At 40.8% G+C, this 23,425-nt stretch carries 24 protein-coding genes and 1 pseudogene; 16 read left to right on the top strand and 9 right to left on the bottom strand.

Annotated elements, in window-relative coordinates; translation table 11 throughout:
* Together J2Z48_RS06090 and J2Z48_RS06085 are read left to right on the top strand one after the other, a co-directional pair.
* Positions 1–1,629, top strand: a pseudogene (locus J2Z48_RS06090) (hypothetical protein); the annotation flags it as partial.
* 121 nt (positions 1,630–1,750) lie between these two features.
* On the top strand, positions 1,751–1,999 hold the full coding sequence (locus J2Z48_RS06085) for a hypothetical protein (RefSeq protein ID WP_307251789.1): 249 nt from the start codon (positions 1,751–1,753) through the stop codon (positions 1,997–1,999).
* 61 nt (positions 2,000–2,060) lie between these two features.
* Here J2Z48_RS06085 and J2Z48_RS06080 read toward each other — a convergent pair whose 3' ends face one another.
* The gene (locus tag J2Z48_RS06080; RefSeq protein ID WP_307251788.1) at positions 2,061–2,228 is read right to left on the bottom strand and encodes a sulfatase-like hydrolase/transferase; all 168 of its coding nucleotides are present in this window, start codon (positions 2,226–2,228) and stop codon (positions 2,061–2,063) included.
* A 186-nt stretch (positions 2,229–2,414) separates the two neighbouring features.
* Between J2Z48_RS06080 and J2Z48_RS06075 the strand changes: the two genes are divergently transcribed.
* Positions 2,415–3,029 carry a glycosyltransferase family A protein gene (locus J2Z48_RS06075; protein WP_307251812.1) on the top strand — a complete coding sequence of 205 codons (615 nt, stop codon included), beginning with the start codon at positions 2,415–2,417 and terminating at the stop codon, positions 3,027–3,029.
* A gap of 54 nt (positions 3,030–3,083) precedes the next feature.
* Here the strand turns inward: J2Z48_RS06075 and J2Z48_RS06070 are convergent, their stop codons facing one another.
* Positions 3,084–3,842, bottom strand: a complete 759-nt coding sequence (locus tag J2Z48_RS06070) for a hypothetical protein (RefSeq protein WP_307251786.1) — start codon at positions 3,840–3,842, stop codon at positions 3,084–3,086.
* A gap of 615 nt (positions 3,843–4,457) precedes the next feature.
* On the opposite strand from J2Z48_RS06070, the gene J2Z48_RS06065 reads away from it, so the two are divergent.
* The 11 genes from J2Z48_RS06065 (at position 4,458) to J2Z48_RS06015 (ending at position 15,655) form a co-directional block, all read left to right on the top strand.
* Positions 4,458–5,534: a D-alanine--D-alanine ligase gene (locus J2Z48_RS06065; RefSeq protein ID WP_307251782.1), complete on the top strand. Its 1,077-nt coding sequence runs from the start codon at positions 4,458–4,460 to the stop codon at positions 5,532–5,534.
* A gap of 5 nt (positions 5,535–5,539) precedes the next feature.
* Positions 5,540–6,955 carry a UDP-N-acetylmuramoyl-tripeptide--D-alanyl-D-alanine ligase gene (locus J2Z48_RS06060; RefSeq protein WP_307251780.1) on the top strand — a complete coding sequence of 472 codons (1,416 nt, stop codon included), beginning with the start codon at positions 5,540–5,542 and terminating at the stop codon, positions 6,953–6,955.
* Positions 6,952–8,148: an alanine racemase gene (gene alr, locus J2Z48_RS06055; protein ID WP_307251778.1), complete on the top strand. Its 1,197-nt coding sequence runs from the start codon at positions 6,952–6,954 to the stop codon at positions 8,146–8,148. Before J2Z48_RS06060 ends, alr begins: the two co-directional genes overlap by 4 nt.
* Positions 8,149–8,275: 127 nt before the next feature.
* Positions 8,276–9,295, top strand: coding sequence for a CgeB family protein (locus J2Z48_RS06050; protein ID WP_307251775.1), 1,020 nt, complete (start codon positions 8,276–8,278; stop codon positions 9,293–9,295).
* A 120-nt stretch (positions 9,296–9,415) separates the two neighbouring features.
* Positions 9,416–10,279, top strand: a complete 864-nt coding sequence (locus J2Z48_RS06045) for a HesA/MoeB/ThiF family protein (RefSeq protein WP_307251774.1) — start codon at positions 9,416–9,418, stop codon at positions 10,277–10,279.
* A 19-nt stretch (positions 10,280–10,298) separates the two neighbouring features.
* Complete coding sequence (locus J2Z48_RS06040) at positions 10,299–11,159, top strand: HesA/MoeB/ThiF family protein (protein WP_307251773.1); 861 nt, start codon at positions 10,299–10,301, stop codon at positions 11,157–11,159.
* A 25-nt stretch (positions 11,160–11,184) separates the two neighbouring features.
* The gene (locus tag J2Z48_RS06035; RefSeq protein ID WP_307251811.1) at positions 11,185–11,622 is read left to right on the top strand and encodes a DUF441 family protein; all 438 of its coding nucleotides are present in this window, start codon (positions 11,185–11,187) and stop codon (positions 11,620–11,622) included.
* Between the two features lie 15 nt (positions 11,623–11,637).
* A complete protein-coding gene (locus J2Z48_RS06030; protein ID WP_307251772.1) occupies positions 11,638–12,678 on the top strand; it encodes an alpha/beta hydrolase in 1,041 nt (346 codons plus the stop codon).
* A gap of 19 nt (positions 12,679–12,697) precedes the next feature.
* Positions 12,698–14,071: a LeuA family protein gene (locus tag J2Z48_RS06025; protein ID WP_307251771.1), complete on the top strand. Its 1,374-nt coding sequence runs from the start codon at positions 12,698–12,700 to the stop codon at positions 14,069–14,071.
* A gap of 142 nt (positions 14,072–14,213) precedes the next feature.
* A complete protein-coding gene (gene rfbC / locus J2Z48_RS06020) occupies positions 14,214–14,747 on the top strand; it encodes a dTDP-4-dehydrorhamnose 3,5-epimerase (protein WP_307251769.1) in 534 nt (177 codons plus the stop codon).
* Positions 14,744–15,655: an NAD-dependent epimerase/dehydratase family protein gene (locus J2Z48_RS06015; protein ID WP_307251767.1), complete on the top strand. Its 912-nt coding sequence runs from the start codon at positions 14,744–14,746 to the stop codon at positions 15,653–15,655. Before rfbC ends, J2Z48_RS06015 begins: the two co-directional genes overlap by 4 nt.
* A gap of 44 nt (positions 15,656–15,699) precedes the next feature.
* On the opposite strand, the gene J2Z48_RS06010 is transcribed toward J2Z48_RS06015, so the two are convergent.
* From J2Z48_RS06010 to J2Z48_RS05980, 7 genes are all read right to left on the bottom strand, one after another.
* Positions 15,700–16,932: a methyltransferase domain-containing protein gene (locus tag J2Z48_RS06010; protein WP_307251765.1), complete on the bottom strand. Its 1,233-nt coding sequence runs from the start codon at positions 16,930–16,932 to the stop codon at positions 15,700–15,702.
* 14 nt (positions 16,933–16,946) lie between these two features.
* Positions 16,947–18,002 (bottom strand): CDP-glucose 4,6-dehydratase, encoded by a 1,056-nt coding sequence (rfbG, locus tag J2Z48_RS06005; protein ID WP_307251763.1) that lies wholly within the window; start codon positions 18,000–18,002, stop codon positions 16,947–16,949.
* Between the two features lies 1 nt (position 18,003).
* Positions 18,004–18,771 (bottom strand): glucose-1-phosphate cytidylyltransferase, encoded by a 768-nt coding sequence (rfbF, locus tag J2Z48_RS06000; RefSeq protein WP_307251761.1) that lies wholly within the window; start codon positions 18,769–18,771, stop codon positions 18,004–18,006.
* Positions 18,768–19,550, bottom strand: coding sequence for a glycosyltransferase family 2 protein (locus tag J2Z48_RS05995; protein ID WP_307251810.1), 783 nt, complete (start codon positions 19,548–19,550; stop codon positions 18,768–18,770). The genes rfbF and J2Z48_RS05995 overlap by 4 nt, the downstream gene beginning before the upstream one ends.
* A gap of 386 nt (positions 19,551–19,936) precedes the next feature.
* Positions 19,937–20,737, bottom strand: a complete 801-nt coding sequence (locus tag J2Z48_RS05990; RefSeq protein ID WP_307251759.1) for a PHP domain-containing protein — start codon at positions 20,735–20,737, stop codon at positions 19,937–19,939.
* A gap of 63 nt (positions 20,738–20,800) precedes the next feature.
* Positions 20,801–21,145: a transcriptional regulator gene (locus tag J2Z48_RS05985; protein WP_307251758.1), complete on the bottom strand. Its 345-nt coding sequence runs from the start codon at positions 21,143–21,145 to the stop codon at positions 20,801–20,803.
* Positions 21,146–21,314: 169 nt separating this feature from the next.
* Positions 21,315–21,485, bottom strand: a complete 171-nt coding sequence (locus tag J2Z48_RS05980) for a DUF896 domain-containing protein (protein ID WP_307251757.1) — start codon at positions 21,483–21,485, stop codon at positions 21,315–21,317.
* Positions 21,486–21,562: 77 nt separating this feature from the next.
* Here J2Z48_RS05980 and J2Z48_RS05975 point away from each other — a divergent pair, with 77 nt between their 5' ends.
* A complete protein-coding gene (locus tag J2Z48_RS05975) occupies positions 21,563–22,240 on the top strand; it encodes a YneB family resolvase-like protein (protein WP_307251756.1) in 678 nt (225 codons plus the stop codon).
* Entirely contained in the window at positions 22,237–23,310 is a 1,074-nt protein-coding gene (locus J2Z48_RS05970; protein WP_307251755.1) for a M42 family metallopeptidase, read from the top strand. Before J2Z48_RS05975 ends, J2Z48_RS05970 begins: the two co-directional genes overlap by 4 nt.
* The last annotated feature ends 115 nt before the right edge of the window (positions 23,311–23,425 follow it).

The raw sequence follows: 23,425 nt of genomic DNA, 5'->3' as shown, positions 1-23,425 counted from the left end.
GGACCGACTGGAACTGGCGGAGTCACGGGAGCTACTGGAGTTACGGGAGCTACTGGATCGACAGGGTTAACCGGCATTGGATTAACAGGACCGACTGGAACTGGCGGAGTCACGGGAGCTACTGGAGTTACGGGAGCTACTGGATCGACAGGGTTAACCGGCATTGGATTAACAGGACCGACGGGGGCGACCGGAACCACCGGAGTTACTGGAATAACAGGAGCTACTGGGTCAACTGGACCAACGGGAGCCTTGGATACAGGTGCTTCCTTATTCCTAGTCCAAGGAAATAGCGGAACGAGTGGAAGTGTTCCTCTGGGTTTTGGGGACACGCTAAATTTAATATCTGATACACTGGATATTAATGTAACCCCTGGTTCAGCCATAGTGAGACTAGAAGCTCCGACAGGAACAAATGGTTCAACCGGAGCAAAGGGAGCCGATGGGGTCACTGGATCAACTGGAGCCGATGGGGTCACCGGAGCAACCGGAGCCGACGGAGTCACCGGTTCAACCGGAGCCGATGGAGTCACCGGAGCAACCGGAGCCGATGGAGTCACCGGATCAACTGGAGCCGATGGGGTCACCGGATCAACCGGAGCCGACGGAGTTACTGGAGCTGATGGAGTCACAGGGGCTGACGGATCCACCGGATCAACTGGAGCTGACGGAGCGATCGGACCGACCGGATCAACTGGTATTGGACCAACTGGACCGACCGGAGCCGATGGGGTCACCGGATCAACTGGAGCCGACGGAGTCACCGGAGCAACTGGAGCCGACGGGGTCACCGGATCAACTGGAGCCGACGGAGTCACCGGAGCAACCGGAGCCGACGGGGTCACCGGGTCAACTGGAGCCGACGGAGTCACCGGATCAACCGGAGCCGACGGGGTCACCGGATCAACTGGAGCCGACGGAGTCACCGGATCAACCGGAGCCGACGGAGTCACCGGATCAACCGGAGCCGATGGAGTCACCGGATCAACTGGAGCCGACGGAGTCACCGGAGCAACCGGAGCCGACGGAGTCACCGGATCAACCGGAGCCGACGGGGTCACCGGATCAACTGGAGCCGACGGAGTCACCGGATCAACTGGAGCCGACGGAGTCACGGGAGCTACTGGAGCTACAGGATCGACCGGAGCAACAGGGGCAACGGGGATCACCGGAGTGAATGCAGTAGAAAATAATGCTATCTTTACACCTTTAAATGGTACACCTGTAACAACTGCTTTAGCTAATATTCCTTTTAGTCCACCGGTAGTAAATGGAAATCCTGCATTTATTTCATTTACTCCACCAGATACAATTAATTTAGTAGAAGGCTTGTATTATATATCTTACGATATACGAGTAACGCTAACCCCTGGTAGCGCTTCAATCGGTAGGCTTGAAGTTACTGGTTCTCCTGCACCTTTCCTATCTTTGACTTCACAAGTTGCACCTGTCGGAGCTTCAGGTACTGCAGCACCAATTGGTCGAAATATTACTTCAGGAGGATTAATCCAAGTACCTGGGGGAGGATCTAGTCTTATTCTTCAGATTATAGGAGTGCCAAATGAAGCTATCACCAGTCTTACGATATCTTCAACCTTCTCAAATGTCTCCATTATAAAAATTGATTGATCATCTATGTACAAATCCTTAAAGGAAAAAATAGCTTGAAGAACCGGGATCGGAAAATACAAAAGCATCTATTTCGTAATAAAAAAAGAATTTCCTTCAAATAAAAGGGAATTCTTTTTTTATGTCAAGTAATCCCTTTTTCTGCATAGAGTTAACAGAGGTGATGACATTGGATGGGGATTTAAGTCCAGATGCAACCTATAGTATTGGGAATACAACTATACATGTTATTGCACCCAAGATTACAGAAGAAGAGAGGCTAGCTCGATTAGAGGATATCAAGAAGCTGATTATACAACTACGGTTATCAAATGAATCTAACCAACAAAATAATAAACAAGTTTGCTACACAAACAAAATAATCAACTGAAGAACCTCAAAAGCCAAATATACTTAATTCCACAGTATACAACAAAACGTTTTTTACGCAGTCACCTGTAAAAGGTACTTTGGGTTACGTTATTTTCCGCTATCATGTTCTCAAATAAAATCCCATCTTTAGCTAGTCCATCGATGTTAGGACTAATATCATCATGATATCCATAACATCCTAAACGGTCTGCTCGCAAGGTATCAATAGCAATGAGTATGATTTTCAAAAGTACACCTACTTTCCATCAGGATGATATGAATAACATATGATGAATGAGAGGAATAGGTGTTTATTTCAAACAAGATGGATACTACGAGAAGCGAGGAGTTTGCTGATATTGTCATACTCACACGATTTCCATAATAAAATAAAACAATATACCCAACTACAAAAGGAGATAATCACATTGGAGATGAAATTATCTATTTTAGTACCTACAACCATTGAACGACTTACTCATGCATCTAGGACGATGGCGGAATTGCAAAGGCAAGCTCATCAGCTTCCTGTAGAAGTATTAGTTTTAGTTGATAATCGAAAGAGCACGATAGGAGCTAAGAGAAATACGCTTATGGATCTAGCACAAGGTGCATTTATCTCCTTTGTCGATGATGATGATCGGATCGAGATAGATTATGTTCAAACCCTATTAGAATGTATTGATCAATATCCGGATGCTGATTGTATTAATTTTGAGGTTGAAGTAAATTTAAGTGGATTAGGTAAGAAAATTTGCAAGTATGACGTGAACTACTCACATTCCGAGGATGAGCAATATTACTATCGAAAACCAAATAGTCGCGTGTGCTACGCCAAAAAAATAGCCGTCCAACACCGGTATCAGGATAGTAACTACGGAGAAGATGATGAATGGGGATGGAGAGCCTGTCAGTCAATAAGGAATCAAATTCAAATAAATAAAACATTGTACTATTATGATTATATATTGAAGAGACCTTCCGATAACCGTGGATTAAGAGACTGGGAAGATCATTTAATGCAACAATCATTAAATAGATATATGTAAATAAAAAAGAAATGGACGCTCACTAACGGAGTATCCATTTCTTTTTTATTTCTTTTACTTTGACGGTACTTCGGTCAAAACTGCCTTGATTCTTGGAATGTAATACTTCGTAATACCCTCGTAACCAGAATCAGTACCTACAATTAACCAAAGTTGTCCTTTGCTATCTGATTTGATATAGAAAGGCTTGGATTCATGCTTGAAGTTTTTGATTTCGTAGGAATCATCCGCTGTATGCAATTTGCCTAAATCGCCAACTAGTATAGCATTTTTCCCATCATTCTTTTGATCACCATGATCGATATTCAACCGATTATATCCCTCTTTTACATACGTCTTGGGCTTGACGATAGATGCCCCTACTTTCACATGGAGGGAAGAGGCTGGAGATCCCCCTATACCGAATGAATCGGCTGCTTCATTGGTGGCAATATCAAAATCGAAATCCACCTTATATGTCGTATTTGGTTTCACTTTATGGGTCATATGTACAGGCTTGGTAACATACATAAACAAATCATCGCTATGGTTATTTCCACCCAGAAAAAGAGCTTTTTGTTTGCTGTCTAAATTTGCAGGAAGATGTTTTAAGGAATAGGATAATTCATAAAATTCTTCACTTCCAACGGGGTAGTCTGAAAAGCTACCACTCCATCCGTTAGACCCTTGATTGAATGTATCTTCTAAGACGATTGGCTGAGCTACTTTTTGCTCTGTTTTTGCTTCTACTGGTTGAGTAGCTGTAAAAGTGGTAAAAGCTCCTCCTAGCATGAGGGATGTAGCGAGAACAACAGAAACCGTTTTCTTTTTCATCTTGTTCATACCTCCATTGATATTATTTTTACTTTCTAAGGGTTTCGTTATAAGGAACCCACATGCTCCATAATAGTCTTTGTAAATTTTTTTAACAACTATAAATTTATAAATAAATATAAAGAATTATAAATTATTTTTTAAGAATATGTATTTCTATATGATCCAGTTGGTCAACTATATCTTTTGATCAGTTGATCTATTTGATTCCAGTTACTCAAATAATTGATTTTAGGTTGATACGATCTTTATATAATCTTTATCTCTCTGTTCTATGATGTAATTCTACGATAATCAGGAAAAAGGTGACGTGATCAAATTGAAACATAAAAAGTTGATTTTGACAGTTACTACAGGAATAGTGTTAGCGGCCTTATTATGGTTCACCAAACTCCCGAGAAGTGGGAAGAGTAGTGGTACGAAAATATAAACTACTGATATGACCGATAGCATGAAGACTTTTCTAGCTATCTTACAATTTTGTAATGGAAGTGTAAGCTACTTCATTGGCTGTTTTTTTCACGAACGATTACTATGAGCATACAAGTATTGCTTAATATAAATTCTGTTATTTAGATTTAATATAAATTATGAATATAGAGGTGCGGAGAAAATATGAAGACCCAAGTATATGTCTTATACGGTGGAAAGTCTGTTGAACATGAAATATCGAAGCGGACAGCTGTAGCAATCATAAATGCGTTAGATAAAGAGAAGTATGATGTTTATTCCATTTACATCAGTAGTGAGGGAATTTGGGGTACTACAGGAATGGTGAAAGAAGAATTAAAAGAGCTACAAGAAGGCAAATCAGACTCTGCTATGACACCAACCCTTTCACTAGCAAAAGTTTTACAGGAGTGCTTTTCTCAAAGAGAAGAATGTGTAGTAATTCCTGCTCTGCATGGTACGCATGGTGAGGATGGAACGATACAGGGGCTATTAGAATTAATGGATGTTCCGTATGTAGGTAATGGAATTTTATCTTCTGCTATCGGCATTGATAAAGCAATGACCAAAGAAATCTTTTCCAAAGTCGGCATTCCACAAGCGGAATACGTATTCTTTACTCTCCATGAATGGCAACGACATACGAACCGAGTTTATGACCAGATCGAGAGAAAAATTGGCTATCCGTGCTTTGTTAAGCCTGCAAAGCTAGGATCTAGTGTGGGAATTCACCGTTGTCAAAATCAAGATGAACTAAAGGAAGCTGTAAAGGATTCTTTTACCTTTGATCAAAAAATAGTAGTAGACAAAGAAGTAATTGGGCGGGAGATGCAAATAGCTGTAATAGGAAATGAAGATCCCAAATGCTCTGTCGCGGGTGAGTATATTTTAGAGAAATCTTTTATGGATTATAACGCGAAGTACGTAGATGGAAAATTGATTCCTATTATACCGGCAAACATTCCTGATTCACTCCATCAAAAGATGCAAGAAATTTCCCAGCAAGCTTTCCAAGTATTAAATGGTTCTGGATTGATGCGAGTGGACTTCTTTGTGACTGAAGAAAATGAGTTGTACGTAAATGAAGTGAATACGTTTCCGGGATTCACGGGTCACAGTATGTTCCCTGCACTGTGGGAAGCGACGAATGGCATTACGTATTCAGAGATCATCGAAAAGTTTATTGATCTTGCTATTGAACGTCATCAGAATTCAAGACAAATTCAATACACCAGGGGATGAATGACATGATAAAACGAACGATACAGCAAATGGTAGAGATGATGGATGGAGCATTTTGTACGAGTCTAGATCAACATATCCAAATTCAAGGTGTTTCCATTGATTCGCGAACCGTGCAACTTCAAAATTTATTTATCCCTATTAAAGGGGATCATTTTAATGGCCATCAATTTGTGCAAAAAGCCATTGATTTGGGAGCTGCCGCTACGTTGTGGATGGAAGATGAACCAAGTCCACCTACTGAAATTCCGGTTATTTATGTAAAAGATACACTTGTAGCGATACAATCTTTGGCGAGAGAGTATCGGAAGCAACTAAAAACGAAAGTGATTGGGATTACAGGAAGCAACGGTAAGACATCTACGAAAGACATATTAGCGAGTGTATTAGAAACGCAGTTTAAGACTCAAAAAACATACGGTAATTTGAATAACCACTTAGGTGTACCCTTGACTATCTTACAGTTGTCCTCACAAACCGAGATGGCTGTGATAGAGATGGGGATGTCTGATCTGGGAGAAATTGAGCTATTATCCTCTATTGCCTTACCGGATGTTGCGATTATCACAAATATTGGAGAGGCCCATCTGGATCAATTAAAATCGAGAGAGCGAATTGCACAAGCTAAGCTAGAGATTCTCTCGGGTTTACGACATAATGGTATTTTCATTTACGATGGGGACGAGCCCCTATTACAAGAAGCTGTTCGTCTACAAAACCTCGGTGATCACGCGGTGACAGTTGGATTACAGTCTAGTAATTCGTACTATCCTAGTTTTATTTCGATTGAAAGGGAAGGGGTCTCGTTTGCTCTACCGGCACAACGTCCCGTATTCCATTTACCTATGTTAGGAAAGCATCAAGTGTTAAATGCCTTATCTGCCATTGCGGTTTGTCACTACTATGGAATTTCAAACGAACAGATCCAAAACGGATTCCTGAAAGCTAAAATTACGGGGGGACGTAATGAGATCATCAAGACACCTAAATATACCGTCCTAAATGATTCATATAAATCAAATCCATCCAGTCTTCGTGTTTCGTTAGAAACGCTTTCAACTTTACATGACTATAAGAAAAAAATCGTGGTCTTAGGTGATATGAACGGCTTAGGCGATGATGAAGTCTCTTTACATGAGAAAGCAGGAGCACAATTAGATCCAAATAAGATCGATTATGTTTTTACTGTTGGTATGCTTGCTGAACATATTGCTAAGATAGCAAAAAAACGCTTTATAGAAGGAAGAGTATCTTCCTATCAGTCAACACAACAAGAAGAGTTAATCGCCCAATTAAGAGAAGTTGCAGAAGCGAATTCCATTATTTTGATAAAAGGCTCTAGAGAAAACAAATTGGATCAGTTAGTAGACGATTTGAAAGATAGTCGTGTTTCAATGAGAGAGGCAGTGGGGGTATTATGAACACTTCTATGATACATCGTGATGCATGGGTCGAAATTTATCTTGATTGTATAGAAGAAAATATTCGACGGATTCGTGGGCATCTACCTCGTTCTACTCAGTTCATGGCAGCTGTAAAAGCAAATGCATACGGACATGGGGATATTCAAATAGCCAAAATCGCTCTAAAGGCAGGAGCGGATTTGTTAGCAGTCGCTCTGTTGAGTGAAGCGATTGTATTACGTAATCAAGGAATTAAAGCACCGATTTTAGTACTAACCCCGGTACTACCATCTAATGTAAATCTGGCTATCGATTATGACCTAACACTTACCGTTTTCCAAGCAACGTGGTTAAAAGAGATGAGGCAATATAAGAAGAGTACAAGCCCTCTTAAGATTCATTTAAAGATGGACACAGGATTAAGACGGATCGGAATTCGTGAAAAGCGGGAATGGCTCGAAATCCTCCCTCTATTACGGTATCAAGATGTGAACTTAGAGGGTGTATATACTCATTTCGCAACTGCCAACAGCAATGATACTTCGTATTACGATAAGCAGTATGCACGTTTTGAGGAAATGATGGAGTGGGTAAAAGAAGCAGGGATATCTATCCCCTATTATCACTGTGCTAATAGTGCATCTTCACTACGATTTCCAGAAAAGGCCCTCGATGTAGTAAGAATTGGTGTGGCTATGTTTGGAATTTATCCATCTCAACAGATTAAAGAAGAGATACCATTTTCCCTACAACCTGCTTTATCTCTGCATTCCAAAATTGCACATATCAAGAAACTCAAAGCAGGGGATTTTGTTGGATATGATAATGCATACCAAGCAGAGGATGAGGAGTGGGTTGCCACTATTCCAATTGGATATGCAGATGGCTGGTTTCGTTGTTTTCAAGGAATGGATGTATTGATAGATGGTAAGAAGATGCCTATTATTAGCAAAATATGTATGGATCAGATTATGGTCAAGCTTCCTTGTAAATACCCCCTCGGTACTCAAGTGACGTTGATTGGACGGCAGGGGAAGGAAGAAATTACACTATATGATTTAGCAGAGCATATTGGGAGCGTTCCCCAAGAAATTCCTTCTATGATTACGTATCGAGTTCCGAAAATCTATTATTATCACGGAGAAATAGTAGAGATTGTAAGTGAAGGCAACGGAAATACCAAACAATCCTATGCATTACAAAGTTTATAACAAAAAGTTCGCTAGTACCCTTTTCACAGGAATACCGTTTCAGTGTCCATTTCATGAGAATTGTGAACCGAAGACAGCCTCCATCCATATAATATGAAGAGATCACTGTGTCTTGGGAAAGGACCAGATGTGTATGAGAATTTTCTTCATTTCATCGGGATGTGGGTTTGAGTTTCAGAATCATCTGTCGGACGAGGACTCAAACATTTTAGCAGGGCTACAATCTATTGGAAAAAAGCGGACAAATTTCCATTTTGAAAAATTTATGATTCGACAAGATAAACGCAAAGAGTTGATTCCAAAGATTAAGGAGTTTCGCCCTGATTTTATTTTGGTATTTCGTGGACCGTTTTTGCCTGCTCATTATGTGAAATCCTTGAGGAAGATGAAGATTCCGGTAGGAATATGGGTGGTGGATGATCCTTATCGATTGAAGACACATAAAGAGTTAGTCCAGCCTTATAACTTAGTCATCACACAAGATAGTAATAGTGTTCCATTTTACCAAGAACTAGGGAAAACAGTGATTCATTTGCCGTTGGCAGTAAATCCGGATAAGTATCGACCAATGAATGTAGGCGAAAAGTATCAGTCTGATATTTGTTTTGTCGGGAGCGCTTTTCCGATTCGAATCCGTTATTTTGATCAATTGACCCCGATCCTTTTAAAGAATAAAACCAAGATTATCGGTCAATGGTGGGAGAAGCTAAAAAATTATTCTAAGTTAAAGAAATGTATTTTAAATAATCCCATTGCTCCTGAGGAAGTAATCAAATATTACAATGGTGCGAAAATCGTACTGAATGTTCATCGTACGAATAATGATCGAAAAGATAATCCGAAAAATATAGCAGCGCACACACCGAATAATCGAACCTATGAGATTGCAGCCTGTAAAGCATTTCAGCTAACCACGTGGCGTACAGATCTTTATCAGCACTTTGCAGAAGAAGAGATTGCTAGTTTTCATACATTGGATGAATTAAAAGAAAAGATTCACTATTATTTATCACATAAAGAGGAACGAGAGGAAATGGCGGCCAAAGCATATCAGAGTGTTCGTCGTATGCATACGTACCAGAAACGAATTCATGATTTACTTGAATATTTAGAAGGTCATGTTCATTACAAGAAAAACCGCGGCTAAAACCAAAGTCGCGGTTTATTTGTTTTTTATACACAAAATGATGGCTCTTATGGACCATTACCTTCTATTCGTACCCACGATAAGATAGAGGGTATTGAAATACATAACCAGGAGGTCGACATGTTCCAATCATTTCAAAACGAATCCGATTTTTACTGGGAATTAGTTAAGAAAAACGTCGGTGTCTATTCAGAAGCAGAACAACTTACATTAAAAGAAGCGAAAGTCGTTATTTTTGGATTAGGGGGAGTAGGAGGGGTTCAAGCGATCCTTTGTGCTCGTATGGGAATTGGGCATATCACGGGTGTGGATGCAGACGAGTTTGAAGTCTCAAATATGAATCGTCAGATGCTCGCATCTACTTCTGTTTTAGGAGAAGCGAAGGCAAAAGTAGCTGAGAAAACAGTAAAAGATATCAATCCATACATATCAACTCGATTTGTCCAAACCATGGTGGATGAAGCAAATGTAATTGAGCTCATTAAAGATCACGATGTGGTGATTGAAGCAGTCGACGACATGCCTTCACGGGTTATTATCCATCGAACGGCACGGGAGCTAGGGATTCCAAGTGTGGGCATGTCAGGGAGCCCACCTAATCGGGGCTTTGTATCCTCATTTTTTCCAGATGGGGTTCATTATGAAGATATCTTAAATCTACCTGGCAAGGGCGTTAAACTTACGGACGAAAGTGTGCGACAACAGATTGCAGACATAAAAAAAGAACGAGCTAGATATTCAGTGGAACAAGGGGCTCCAAAGGAATGGGCCGAGCAATTTTGCGAAGGAAAAGCTGGCTGGATTATTACACCCGTACGGGCAATGCTTTTAGCTACTTTTAGTTTCCACGAAGCAGTTCAGATCATCACGAAACGTACTCCTTCGGTTCCTGCACCTAAGGCGTTACTCATTAATCTGGATGCAGAGCAACCTGTCCAAATTAAAACAGCACCAGACGGTGGTTGGAATTATGCACATCTCTAAAATTTAGGAGGAAAACAAAATGGAAACCCAAACTATACAAAATCTATATGAAGCAAGCTTTGTTCGTAACGTAGGCGTTATTTCCAAAGAAGAGCAAGAAAAACTCCGGAATGGACGTGTCACAGTAGTAGGAGCAGGTGGAGTGGGAGGAATTACTCTTATTCAGCTAGCTCGCATGGGCGTTGGACATATCCATGTGATTGATCGTGATGTATTTGAAGCGAGTAATTTGAACAGACAAATGCTTAGCTCTGTGAGCCGAATTGATAAAAGCAAAGCAGAATCTGCTAGAGAAACATTAGAAGATATCAACCCGGATATCCAAGTAAAGGTAACAGAGCAATTTGTAACAGAAGAGAATGCGAGAGAGCTGTTACAAGGCGCGGATGTGATCATCGATGCAACAGATAATCTTGTCGCACGAGTGATTATTCATCGTACAGCGGCGGAACTAGGGATTCCTTCTATCTGGATTGCTGTAACCCCACCATTTAGAGGAGGCGTTATGTCGCTTACTCCTACTTCGGCGCCATATGAAGTGGTTTTAAGCCACCCTTCCTATCAACAACCTTTGACCGAAGAAATGAAACAGAAGATTAATGCCTTAAAAGATGGACGAGCTGTGCACTCAGTTCAATACGGTGCAGACGAAAACTGGGCAAATTCTTATGTAAAAAAAGAGGCTCCATGGGCCGTTCTTGCTCCAGTGGCAAATATAGTAGGCGTTTTGGCTAGTTTTGAAGCGTTTAAGTTTCTGGTAAAACGAGAGGATCTAAAACCAGTTGTGGGTCCAGACTTAATTCGTATCAACTTGGCAAGTCAGCAGATGGTAGAGGTTCAAACGCCAGCGGATGGGTACTGGGACAATACCGTTTTATAGGTGAGGGATTAAGATGATTCAGGTAGTGATTGCTTTTTTACTCATTGCGGGGGTATCCGCTATTTTCAAAGATTATTGGTTAGCATCCGCCGCTGTGGTATTGCTCTTGGTTTACTTGATCCAATGGAAGCCGATGATTACGTTGTTACAGAAACATTCTTTCCATGTAGGGATTTTCTTTTTGATGATTTTTCTCTTGTTCCCTTTAACAAATGAGAAGTTAAACTTACTTGCTTTAGCCAAGGAATTATTCTCCCCGATCGGGTTATTTGCTCTTCTAGCTGGGTTTCTCGTTTCTTATGTGGGCGGAAAAGGGATTGGAGTTCTCACTACTCAGCCTGTTATCTTATTTGGTGTTATCATCGGCACGCTTGTTGCTGTTCTCTTTTTCCGTGGTCTCCCAGCAGGGCTTATTATCGCAGCTGGATTGATTGCCATTTCCAAGTATTTTGTTTCGACATAGATGGAGGAAGTAAAAATGAATTTCAAAAAAGTCTTACCTGTACTAGCTGTTATATCGATTGGCATAACTAGCATCCTAAGCGGATGTCAATCAAATACAAATTCGAATCAAACGAAAGAGTCGATTTCCTTAGAAGAAACGAAAATACCATCCGAGGGCGGGACTCAAATTTATCTCCGCCATAAGAAACAGTCTAATGCAAAAGAAGCCGTTCTTTTTCTAGAGCCTTTTAGTGTTCCGACTGCAAAAGCATTTGATGTACCTGGCTACTCATGGATGGATGATTTAGCTAGCAAAGGGTACGATACATGGGCGATGGACTTTAGAGGGTTCGGAGGATCTACTCGTCCGGAGGAAATGAAACAACCTCCTAATCAGAACAAACCCGTGGTTACCCATACAGAAGCGATAAAGGACCTCGCTGCGACTGTGGACCACATTAAGAAAACACAAAAAGTAGAGAAGATAAGTATTGTAGGTTGGTCTTGGGGGGCGGTAGTAGCAGGTGAATACGCCGCTCAAAAACCAGAAAATGTAAATAGATTAGTTCTCTATGGATTTATGCACGGCTTTTCTCTTCCTTCTATGACGAAGTCATTTGAATCACCAGAAAAACCTGGTGAATTTAATTCTAAGTCTCCTGCTTATCAAGTAATCGACTTTGACAATGGTATGCATCACTGGCACATGATGATGAACGGAAAAGCACTTGCTTCAGACGATGCGATGAAAAAAGTGCGAGCTACGTTTATAGAGTCTGATGAAACAAGCAAAACGAGGGAGAACCAAGCGATTCGTCGCCCTATGGGACCGTTGCAAGATTTATTTTCGATTTGGTCAAACCGTCCACTCTATGACTTATCCAAAATCACTACTCCTACGCTTGTCATCTATGGAGATTCGGATTTCTTTGCAGAGAAAAATCTGTTGCAGAAGCTAACAGGCGTGAAGGATAAAAAAGAGGTTGTCATTCCAGAAGCAACACACTGGGCTCTATACGAAAAGAATAGAGATCAGCTTCTAAAAGCAACCGAACAATTCTTACAAACAAAGTAACAAGTGGAGGAGAACGAGATTGCGTCTAAAAATACTAGACTCTACACTAAGAGAAGGCGAACAGCAATCGGGAGTTCGCTTCCATAGTCAAGATAAAATCCATCTTCTTCGCCTGTTAGAAGAGTTTCAGGTCGATATCGTGGAAGTGGGTCATCCGGGGATTTCAGCAGAAGATGAACAAGTTTGTAAAGAGGTAGCAAGCGCTTCTAGACGCGCGGAAACGCTTATGCATGCACGAGCGATTTCAGAGGAAGTCCAAGCTGTTCATCGGGCTGGTGCAGACTGGATCGGGATTTGGGCTTCAATTAACCCGATTTCGCTTACTGCTAAGTTTGGGGATAAATCACCTGCTCAGATAAAAGATCGAGTAGCCTATGCGATTGAAGAAGCAAAGAAGTTAGGGCTCCAAGTTCGGTTTACGATTGAGGATGCCTCTCGCACTTCATGGGAAGATCTTTTCTATCTGGGAAAAGCGGCAGTAGGAGCAGGGGCTGATCGAATTAGCCTAGCGGATACAATCGGAATCTGGACACCTAATGAGTGTGGAGAGACTGTGAAACGGGCTGTCGAAGAGATTCACTCTGATATCGAGGTCCATTTGCATAATGATCTAGGGCTGGCAACAGCCAATGCATTAGCTGCTATTGATGCAGGAGCTTCGGTTATCGATACTTCGATACTGGGGATTGGAGAAAGAACTGGCATCGTGGATCTTCTTCAACTAGCCGTCATCTTAAAAGAGAAAATAGGATTTCAGCACTTTCCATTAGAAAGAATTCCTGAGCTATCTCATGCAGTCCAATGGACAACTGGATTTCGCCCTGATCACTTGAGGCCGATCGTAGGAAAAAATGCATTTACACACACATCTAGATATCATGTACAAGCTGTACAAAAAGAGGCTCATACCTATGAAATGTTTCCTCCAGAGCAGGTTGGGCGGAAGAGGAAGGTAATAGGGGAGAGACCCCAGTTAGACTCTCCTGTGCTATCTACTGCCTTACGAGTGGGGAGTCCATTTGAAAAGGGAGCTTCTGAATTAAAATATCATCGTAACGGACCCGGAACTCGGTGGGTACTTATGGATCATCGGGTGGATTCTCGCTCTACCTTATATGCGATCCAGCGCACTTTCGAAGATAATGAACCTGAAAATCATGTGGATCGTCATACACATGATTGCGATAGTGTGTTTGTCTTTTGGGGAGATCGTCCGGACGGAACTGGTTTAATTTGTTGCGTGCAAATGGAGGGAGAAGAGCAGGTGGTTCATAGTCCAGCTTCTATCTTTATTCCAGCTGGAATTGAGCATGCTTATTATTACGTATCAGGTAAAGGAACCTATACAAATATTGTGTTAGCACCTGAATATAATCAAAGCTTACGTTCTTAGAATCGTAAAGGCGACCCCACGAAGGTCGCTTTTTTTTATCAAAAACTACTTTATCAGACATGTTTTAGTCATGTACTCTATATTTAGGTATAAATATGGAGATAAATGGTTTTTTAGTTTCTAGGAGAGCGAGTGGTGTTCAATGATTTTTAAAGAACTAGAATTAGAAGGTGCGTATGTCATTGAATTAGAGCCCATTATCGATCATCGAGGTTTATTTGCAAGGACGTGGTGTGAAAAAGAATTTTCAGCACAGGGATTAACTAGTAATTGGGTTCAATGCAACATCTCTGTGAATAAAAAGAAAGGAACGATTCGAGGAATGCACTATCAGGCTCCTCCATATGAGGAAGTTAAATTAGTTCATTGTGTAAAAGGCGCCATTTATGATGTCATTGTTGACTTGCGTCCTGAGTCAGCTACCTTTAAAAAGTGGACCTCTGTTATGCTAGGAGGCGAAAATAGAAATAGTTTGTATATCCCTGAGGGATTTGCTCATGGCTTCCAAACATTAGAGGATGATACCGAGGTTTTTTACCAGATGGGACAATATTTTCATCCAGAGAGTGTGCGAGGCGTACGCTTTAATGACCCGGCTTTCCAGATACAGTGGCCAGATCCAGAGCATACTGCTATTTCGGAAAAAGACTTAGCTTACGAGGATTTTGGACTATGAAGAAGGTTTTAGTAACGGGAGCTAACGGTTGGATCGGAAAGAATGTATTACAGCCATTGCTTGAAAAAGGGTATGAAGTTCACGCAACGAGTACGAAGGTAGTGGATTCGTCTAATCAGTATCAATGGCATAACGTTAATTTGCTTCATTTCCAAGATATAAAAGAAGTTATGAAGCAAGTGAAGCCCACTCATTTGCTTCACTTAGCATGGGAAGCGACTCCCGGACAATACTGGATGTCCAAGGATAATTATCAATGGGTTCAATCAAGTATAGAACTAATCTCACATTTCGTTGATCATGGTGGGCAAAGAGTAGTGGTAGCTGGTACATGTGCAGAGTATGACTGGGATTATGGATACCTTACAGAAGAGACAACCCCTTGCTCCTATAAAACGCCTTATGCCGCATCAAAAAATGCATTACGATTATTAGTGCACTCATTTTCAGAGTTAGTGGGTTTGAGTTATGGCTGGGGAAGAGTGTTTTTTTTATACGGTCCAAATGAGCATCCAAGAAGACTGGTTCCTTCTGTTATTTCTTCTATCCTACATAAAGAAGAGATCTTATGTACACATGGGGAACAGTATCGTGATTTTTTACACGTAAAAGATGTAGCCAATGCTTTTGTAGCACTTCTGGAAAGCGATATTCAAGGAACTGTTAACATTGCTTCAGGCCAGCCGGTCCAAGTGAAGGAATTAATTTTAAAAATCGCGCAAAAGTTGGGATATCATCAGCCCATTCAGTTTGGAGCGATTCCGTATCCTGAAAACGAATCAACCTTTATGGCAGCGAATGCGGAGCGATTAAGACATATAGTTGGATTTAGTCCAAAACACACGCTGGATTCGGGTATAGAAGAGTCGATTCAATGGTGGAAAAATAATGATAGCAACCCCTTCTGATAGATTATTCAGAAGGGGTTGCTATTGAGTATAAAAGCTATTATCTACTCAATCACTTCAACCTCTGGGATGATGACTACGAACTTTCCTCCCCATTCACGAATAAAAGAGCACTGCTCCACAATTTCTTCTCTTAAGTTCCAGGGCAGGATTAAGAGATAGTCTGGTTGAGTCTGTTTAAGGATCTCTGGATTCTGTATGGGAATTCGTGTACCTGGTAGATATAGCCCTTGTTTGTGAGGATTGGCATCCACTGTATAAGGAAGAAACTCTTTCCCCACTCCATAGAAGTTTAAAAGGGTGTTGCCTTTCGCTGGTGCACCATACCCTACAATTTGTTTGTGTTCCTGTTTTGCTTCAATAAAGAATTTTAACGTATTGACCTTCAACGCTTCGATTTGTTTGGTAAATTGGAGATAGCTATTTAGCTGATCGAGACCTTGTTCGACTTCTTTTTGTATTAAATCTTGAACTCTAGCATTTATTCTTATGTCTTTGTGTTCATGCTTAATAAATAGTCTCAACGATCCTCCGTGAGTAGAAAGTTCTTCTACATCGACAATCTGTAGTTGATAGTGTGATAAAATTCTTTTTACGCTAACAAGAGAAAAATACGAAAAATGTTCGTGATAAATGGTATCAAATTGCTTCTGAGTGATTAATTGCAACAAATGAGGAAACTCGATGGTAATCACTCCATCGGTCTTTAATAACGTTTTTAATCCTGCGACAAAATCATGAAGGTTAGGTACGTGAGCTAGTACGTTGTTTGCAACAATTAGATCTGCTTGCATGTTTTCAGATCGCAATTCTTTAGCTAATCGATTGCCGAAAAATTCAGAGATGGTATTTATCCCTTTTTGAAGAGCTGCTTCTGCTACATTTTTGGCAGGTTCAATTCCAAGAGAAGGAATATTTTTCTTTTGAAAATATTGAAGTAAATATCCATCATTGCTAGCGATTTCGATTATTTGCGATTTTTCTGTCAAATGAAAACGCTTCGTTGCCATTTCTACATATTCTTCAGCGTGAAGTAGCCAACTGGATGAATAAGAGCTGAAATACAGATATTGATTAAAGATATTCTCTGGGGATTCAAATTCGTTTAGTTGAACGAGTAAGCAATTTTTACAAACAAATGTATGAAGGGGATAGAAGGGCTCCATCTTGTTCAATCCCTCAGAATCTACAAATGAGTTAGCAAGAGGAGAAACGCCCAAATCCAAAAAAGTGTGATCTAGGCTGGACTGACAAAAACGACATTTTTTATGATTCACTTTTTAGCGACTCCTTATTTAGTAGTAAATGCATTGATTTGTTGAAGTGTAAACACAGATAGATCTTCTCCGGCTATACATCTCTGATACCAATCAACAGTCCAAGCAAGTGATTCTTCTGTTGATAGCTTAGGAGTCCACCCTAGTTCTTCTTGTGCTTTCGTGCTGTCGAGTGTCAAGATTTGTGATTCATAGAATGAAGAAGAGGTAGGATAGATAACTTCTAATTCTTTCTCCCATAGCTTCATAGTCATTTTGGCTATTTTTTCGACTGTAATAGAAGGTTGATTAATGGGTCCAAAATTCCAAGCTCCTACGTATTTCTCATCTTCCCACAACCGTTCTGCTACGAGCATATATCCGTGTAGGGGTTCAAGAACATGTTGCCATGGGCGAACTGCATAGGGGTTTCGGAGATACAGTTGTTCTGAGTTTATATAACATCTCATGAGATTTGGTAATAAACGACCTTCAGCCCAATCCCCTCCGCCAATCACATTACCTGCGCGCACAGAGGCTAAACGGAGCGGGGAGTCTTGGAAAAATGATCTTTGATAAGAGGTTGCGATTAATTCAGCACAAGCTTTACTTGCGCTATAGGGATCATGCCCACCTAATCGGTCACTCTCTTGAAAGGAATACCCACCTAATCCGTCATTTTCATAGCATTTGTCACTCGTTACATTTATGACAACCTTTACACTCGCTACATTTTTTGCTGCTTCTAAAACATTGGCAGTTCCCATCACATTTGTTTCAAACGTGGAAAGGGGCTGTTTATACGAGGTATGTACCAATGGCTGGGCTGCGAAATGGAAAACGATCTCAGGTTGTGCTGTATCCATGGCATGTAGCAAGTATGGATAATGCGTAATTGTTCCTTGTAGAGAGTTACATACTTCTCTTACATTTGCTTGTTCAAATAAATAAGGGCTTGATGGTGGTTCTAATGAATATCCCACGATATCTGCCCCTAGTGAAGCTAGCCATAATGTAAGCCAAGACCCTTTGAATCCAGTATGTCCTGTAATAAAAACCTTTTTATTGTGCCAAAAGTCCTTGTGACCCATTTCACCAAACCTTCCAAGGAGCTTCCCCGTTTTCCCACAGCTCCACTAATTTTTTCTTGTCACGTAATGTATCCATGGGGTGCCAGAAATCTTTATGAAGATAGGCATTTAATTGGCCCTGCTCTGCTAACTGAACTAAAGAGTCTGTTTCCCAAATCGAATCATCGCCTGAAATATAGTCAAAGATTTGAGGTTCTAGCACGAAGAATCCTCCGTTAATCCAAGCACCATCTCCTAAAGGTTTTTCTTTAAATTCGGAAACGCTGTCTCCTTCAAGTATCAGCGAACCAAATCGTCCAGGAGGTTGAATGGCAGTAACAGTAGCTAGCTTTCCGTGCTCCTTATGGAACTGAATTAAGTTTCGTATATTTACGTTGCTTACCCCATCCCCGTAAGTAAGGCAGAAGGATTCATCTCCGATCGCATGTTGGATTCGTTTAATTCGCCCACCTGTCTGTACATTTTCTCCTGTGTCGATAAGAGTTACCTTCCAAGGATCAATTTGAGGCAAATCGGTACTTATTTCATTTGTACGTAAATCGATTGTAAAGTTGGACATATGCAGATGATAATTTTTGAAAAAGTCTTTTATGACATGACCTTTATATCCCAAACAAATAACAAACTCTGTAATACCGTAGTGACTAAAAAATTTCATGATATGCCAAATAATAGGCTTACCGCCGATTTCAATCATTGGTTTTGGTATTAAATGTGTTTCTTCACCAATTCGAGTTCCATATCCGCCTGCAAGAATTACGGCTTTCATTTTACCCCTCCAAAATGTGGAAACATATACTTGTATTCATTCGTTAGTCGTAAATCAGTTGTTTTTTGTGATATTTCGGTATACCATGTTTCTAATTGATTTCTGTCCACACGATGATGTATCCCCGCTGTTGGATGAGGAGCTAGTGTAGGAGCAATTTGCAATTTCCTTTGGACGATTTCTTCATTCCAAGGACTATATCCAAACCATAAGAGATACGCATGATCTGGATAAGGAATAGAATGATGTCCAGAAGAATGTCGCCCAGGAACGTAGGATCCGTGGGAATGGCAATGGATGAACCGTCCGCGACTATTGGATCCGATATAATGCCAACGAAGTTGATCTAGGAGATATCCATGATATTTTTGTTCCACTAAAGGACGTTCGTAAGTGAGTTCTTTATGACGTTCATTAGGGTGATCAACCATGAAAATGCCTTCTATGTGATACATCTGTGAGCCTAGTTTACTGAGAGAACGTAAAAATTTAGTTCTATCAGCGAAGCAGAGGAATTCCGTAATATTTAAAACCATTTTCCAACCGATTGCTTCTGTTTCTGCTTTCATTACCTCATGATCCGTTTGGAAGACATCAAAAAATGAGCCCGTATCTGAATGACGAATCTCCCAATGGGGTGCATATTCTTTACAAATCTCTACTGACCTATCCGTTGAGCCTTTATTAATTAAAATCCCATGATCGAATATTTTCGTATGATGCATTAACCACCATGGAAGTAAGTATTCTTCATTGTAAAAATGTGCGATGACGGTCATTTTCACGTAAAATACCACCCTATTTAGAAATATATTTGTGTTACTCATCATATTCGGGCGTATAGGGTGGTATTCATCTCGCATGGGAAAATGTACAGAGTTATGAACTCCAAATAATTAGCTTACAAAAGTGTAAGGTTTTTGTAAGCTAATTCGGTAGTCTGAGCCCTCATTTTAGTTTATAACTATGTTATAAGGAATTAAGAACACCATACGATTTGCCAACCAGTTGGTGTTTAGACAATCCTAACAACCCTGCCCGGGTTACCATATGTGAAGAATATTGGTAAAGGACTTGAGATTAGTAAACTCAAGTCCTTTTTGTTTGTTTTCAACAATGTAAAAGCCGACTTGAGTCACGTGTAGACACTCAAGTCGGCTTTTAATTAAGTTGGCTTTTTGATAAAATCACCAAGTTTATGAGAGGGATTATGATAGTCGGAGCCTCCTGTGACAAACAAATGATGCTCTTGGGCAAGGCGGATATAGTATTCCGAGTCCTTCCAAGAATGGCTCCGATGCCATACTTCAATCCCATCAAAGCGATGTTGGAGGAGGAGAGGGACCCAGCTTCGATCAGGCAGATAGACAGGGTGTGCTAAAACTGCTTTTCCACCTGTTTGGTGGATCATCTGAATGCCATCTTCTACGGAGATTTCGAGTTTGTCCTCGGCTGCGGGTTTCCCATCTCCTAGATAATGGTCAAAGGCAAATTGGAGATCAGGCACATAACCTTTTTTCACAATTGCGTGGGCAATATGAGGGCGAGCGATTAAGTGATCACCACTAAACTCTTTTACTTCATCTAAGGTGAGAGGCATCCCAAGCTGACATAGCTTCGTTACCATTCTTTCTGCTCTGTGTGTTCTTGCTTCTCGAAATGGACGAAGGAGCTCTTCAAGCAAATCGAGGTCTTCCATTCCATAACCTAAAACATCAATATTCTTCTTTTGAAATCGGGTGCTTATCTCTACACCTGGGATCACATGGATTCCTGCTTGTATACCAGCTGATCTAGCTTCCTGAACGCCATATATCGTATCGTGGTCCGTAATGGCAATGGTTTTTAGACCTTTATCCACTGCCTGCTGTACAATTTCAGAAGGAGTAAAAATTCCATCAGAGGCAGTTGTATGGATGTGTAAGTCGAAGGAATACAGGGGGAGATCTAGATAAATGTTAGCCATTTAGCCACCTCATTGTTGTTTTTCTCTCTAGAATATGCAGTATACATGATTTGGAATCCATGGTTAACCCGGAAATGCAATACTTGTCTCTTGGGACCACTGTTTTGTAATCTCTCGAATATGGTCAATCTGCTTCCAATACTCTACCAGAGCATGGGACCCAGTCGGAGTAATTTGGATGGTTGTCTGGGGGATTTTTTTTCTGAGAAAAGACTTTCCAATCAAGACGTAATTCGCTTTTTCTAGCTTGGAGAGATGGCTAGACATATTTCCTTTTGTTAGACCAGTCAATTCTTGCAAGAAGAGAAATTCAGCCATTGAACAAGCTTCTAGTGCACTCATGATTGATAGTCTGGCAGGTTCGTGAATCAGTTTATCCAAGCGAGCCATCTCTTTAAAAGGCATCATAGGTTGTATCCACTCCTCTAACAATGATTAACTAGTTTGCATTATAAACTAAATACACATTTATGTATATATTTCTGTTAATTTATGTCATAATAAAGCTCTGACTAAGAAAAAAGGGCTAGTTGAGATAATCAACTAGCCCTTTTTGTGTAGTTCGCTATAATAGAATTTAGTCTACAAATTCAATTGAATCAAGTTGTTGCTTCATCTGCCCGCGGATTCCTGCAAGATAGATTTTGTATAGTTTGGCTTGTTCTTGTTTTTCTTCCTCAGAAAGACCTACTGTTTTTTTCTTGCGAGACAGCTCATTGATACGTTGGATTAATTCTGGGCTAATCATGCCGATCACTTCCTTCTATCATACTTTAATAGATTTTTACAGGTACTGCAAGATTGAGAGGACGGGATATATCCACCATGAATGCCATCATCTATGCACGGGTTAGCACAAAAAAAGAAGAACAGGTGACGAGTCTAGAAAGACAACGAGAAAATTTAGTCTGCTGGGCTGAGGAATTAGGCATGCAAGTAGTGGAAGTAGTAGCGGAACAACACAGTGGATTTGATCTAAACCGTCCTGGGCTCGGACGATTATTACAAGCGATCCGAAAACACAGAATTAAACATCTCTTCATCCAAGACGACACTAGACTTGGACGGGGAGAAGCAAAATTAGCGGTGATTCACCAATTATGCAAATTAGGATGTAAGATTTATAGCTTTCAGCAGAAAAAAGAGCTAGAGTTAGAGGCAGGAGAATCAACCGTTCTCCATATTATTGCGAAGGTAGAAGAATTGCAACGCAAGATGATGAACCAAAAAATAAGCTGGGGAATGCAACGAGCAGTTAAAGAAAAGGGGTATAATCCTGCTAAAAACTTGAAAAATCAAGGGATTGGCGGTCGTGAGAAGATTGAGGTCCCGATAGACCAGATTGTGTCATTACGTGAAAAAGAGCTAACCTATGATGAAATTGTGGCTACTCTTAAAGGATTTGGTTACTCTATCTCAAGAGCAACTGTTCATCGTCGCTACACGGAATACATACTCACACAAGAAGCAAAGCTGAAACAGGAATTGGAGGAATCACGATGACAACAGTCGATTGGAAATTACTAGAAGAACTTACACAAGCTCCGGGGGCACCGGGGCATGAACATGAAGTCCGAAAAATAATGGAACGTGAAATTCAAAAATATACTTCTGAGATGGTTTCTGACTCTCTAGGGGGCATCTTTGGTATAAAAAAAGGAGCAATCGATAGTCCTAGGGTACTGGTAGCAGGTCATATGGACGAAGTATCCTTTATGATCACTCGGATCTCGAAGGAAGGTTATCTTTCTTTTACGGCTCTTGGAGGATGGTGGTCTCAAGTACTCCTCTCACAACCTTTCGAAGTCTATACTACTTCGGGGAGAGCGATTCATGGCGTAATTGGGTCGACACCGCCTCATAATCTAACTCCTGAGGAACGTACAAAAGTATACCCAATGAATAAAATGTTCCTCGATGTAGGAGCTCGTGATGAAGAGGAAGTAAGGAGTTGGGGAATCAAAGAAGGTTGTGTCATGATCCCTTATTCGCCGTATCGCGAACTTGAAGGTGGCCATCGCTTGCTAAGTAAAGCGTTTGATAATCGGTTAGGTTGTTCTATGTCATTAGAAGTACTGAGGGAATTACATAAGGAAGACTTGCCTAATACCTTAATCGCTGGTGCGACTACACAAGAGGAAGTGGGACTACGTGGAGCGCAGACTTCTGCCGTTCTCACAGAGCCGGATGCTTTCTTTGCCATCGATGTATCCCCCGCTGGAGATAATCCAGGTGCAAAAGATGCATTTGGCTATCTAGGTAAGGGAGTATTAATTCGAATTTTAGACCGCACGATGATTACACAACCTCTCATGCGGGACTATCTTTTAGATACAGCGGAGTCTCTCGGAATCCCGTATCAAATATTTGTTTCCCAAGGGGGAACCGATTCAGGAAAAGTTCACCTTTCAGGCAAAGGCGTTCCATCTGCTACATTGGGAGTATGTGGAAGATATATCCATTCTCATACGACCATTGTTGACCGAGAAGATATAGAAGCTTTAAAGACATTCGCCACTGAAATAGTACGACGATTTGACAATAGTACATTTCAATCTTTGATCTATCGGTAATACTGAAAAAATGAAAAAGCCCTTCTGACCCCCTTTCGAAAAGAATGAGGGGGGTTTTGGTTTGTCCGATTTGATACGTTATAATATGGTTATCATAAAAGAAATTAGTTGGAGA

Source organism: Croceifilum oryzae (genome assembly GCF_030814315.1).
GTDB classification, from domain to species: Bacteria; Bacillota; Bacilli; order Thermoactinomycetales; family Thermoactinomycetaceae; genus Baia; species Baia oryzae.
This window is presented reverse-complemented; position numbering and strand designations above follow the sequence as displayed.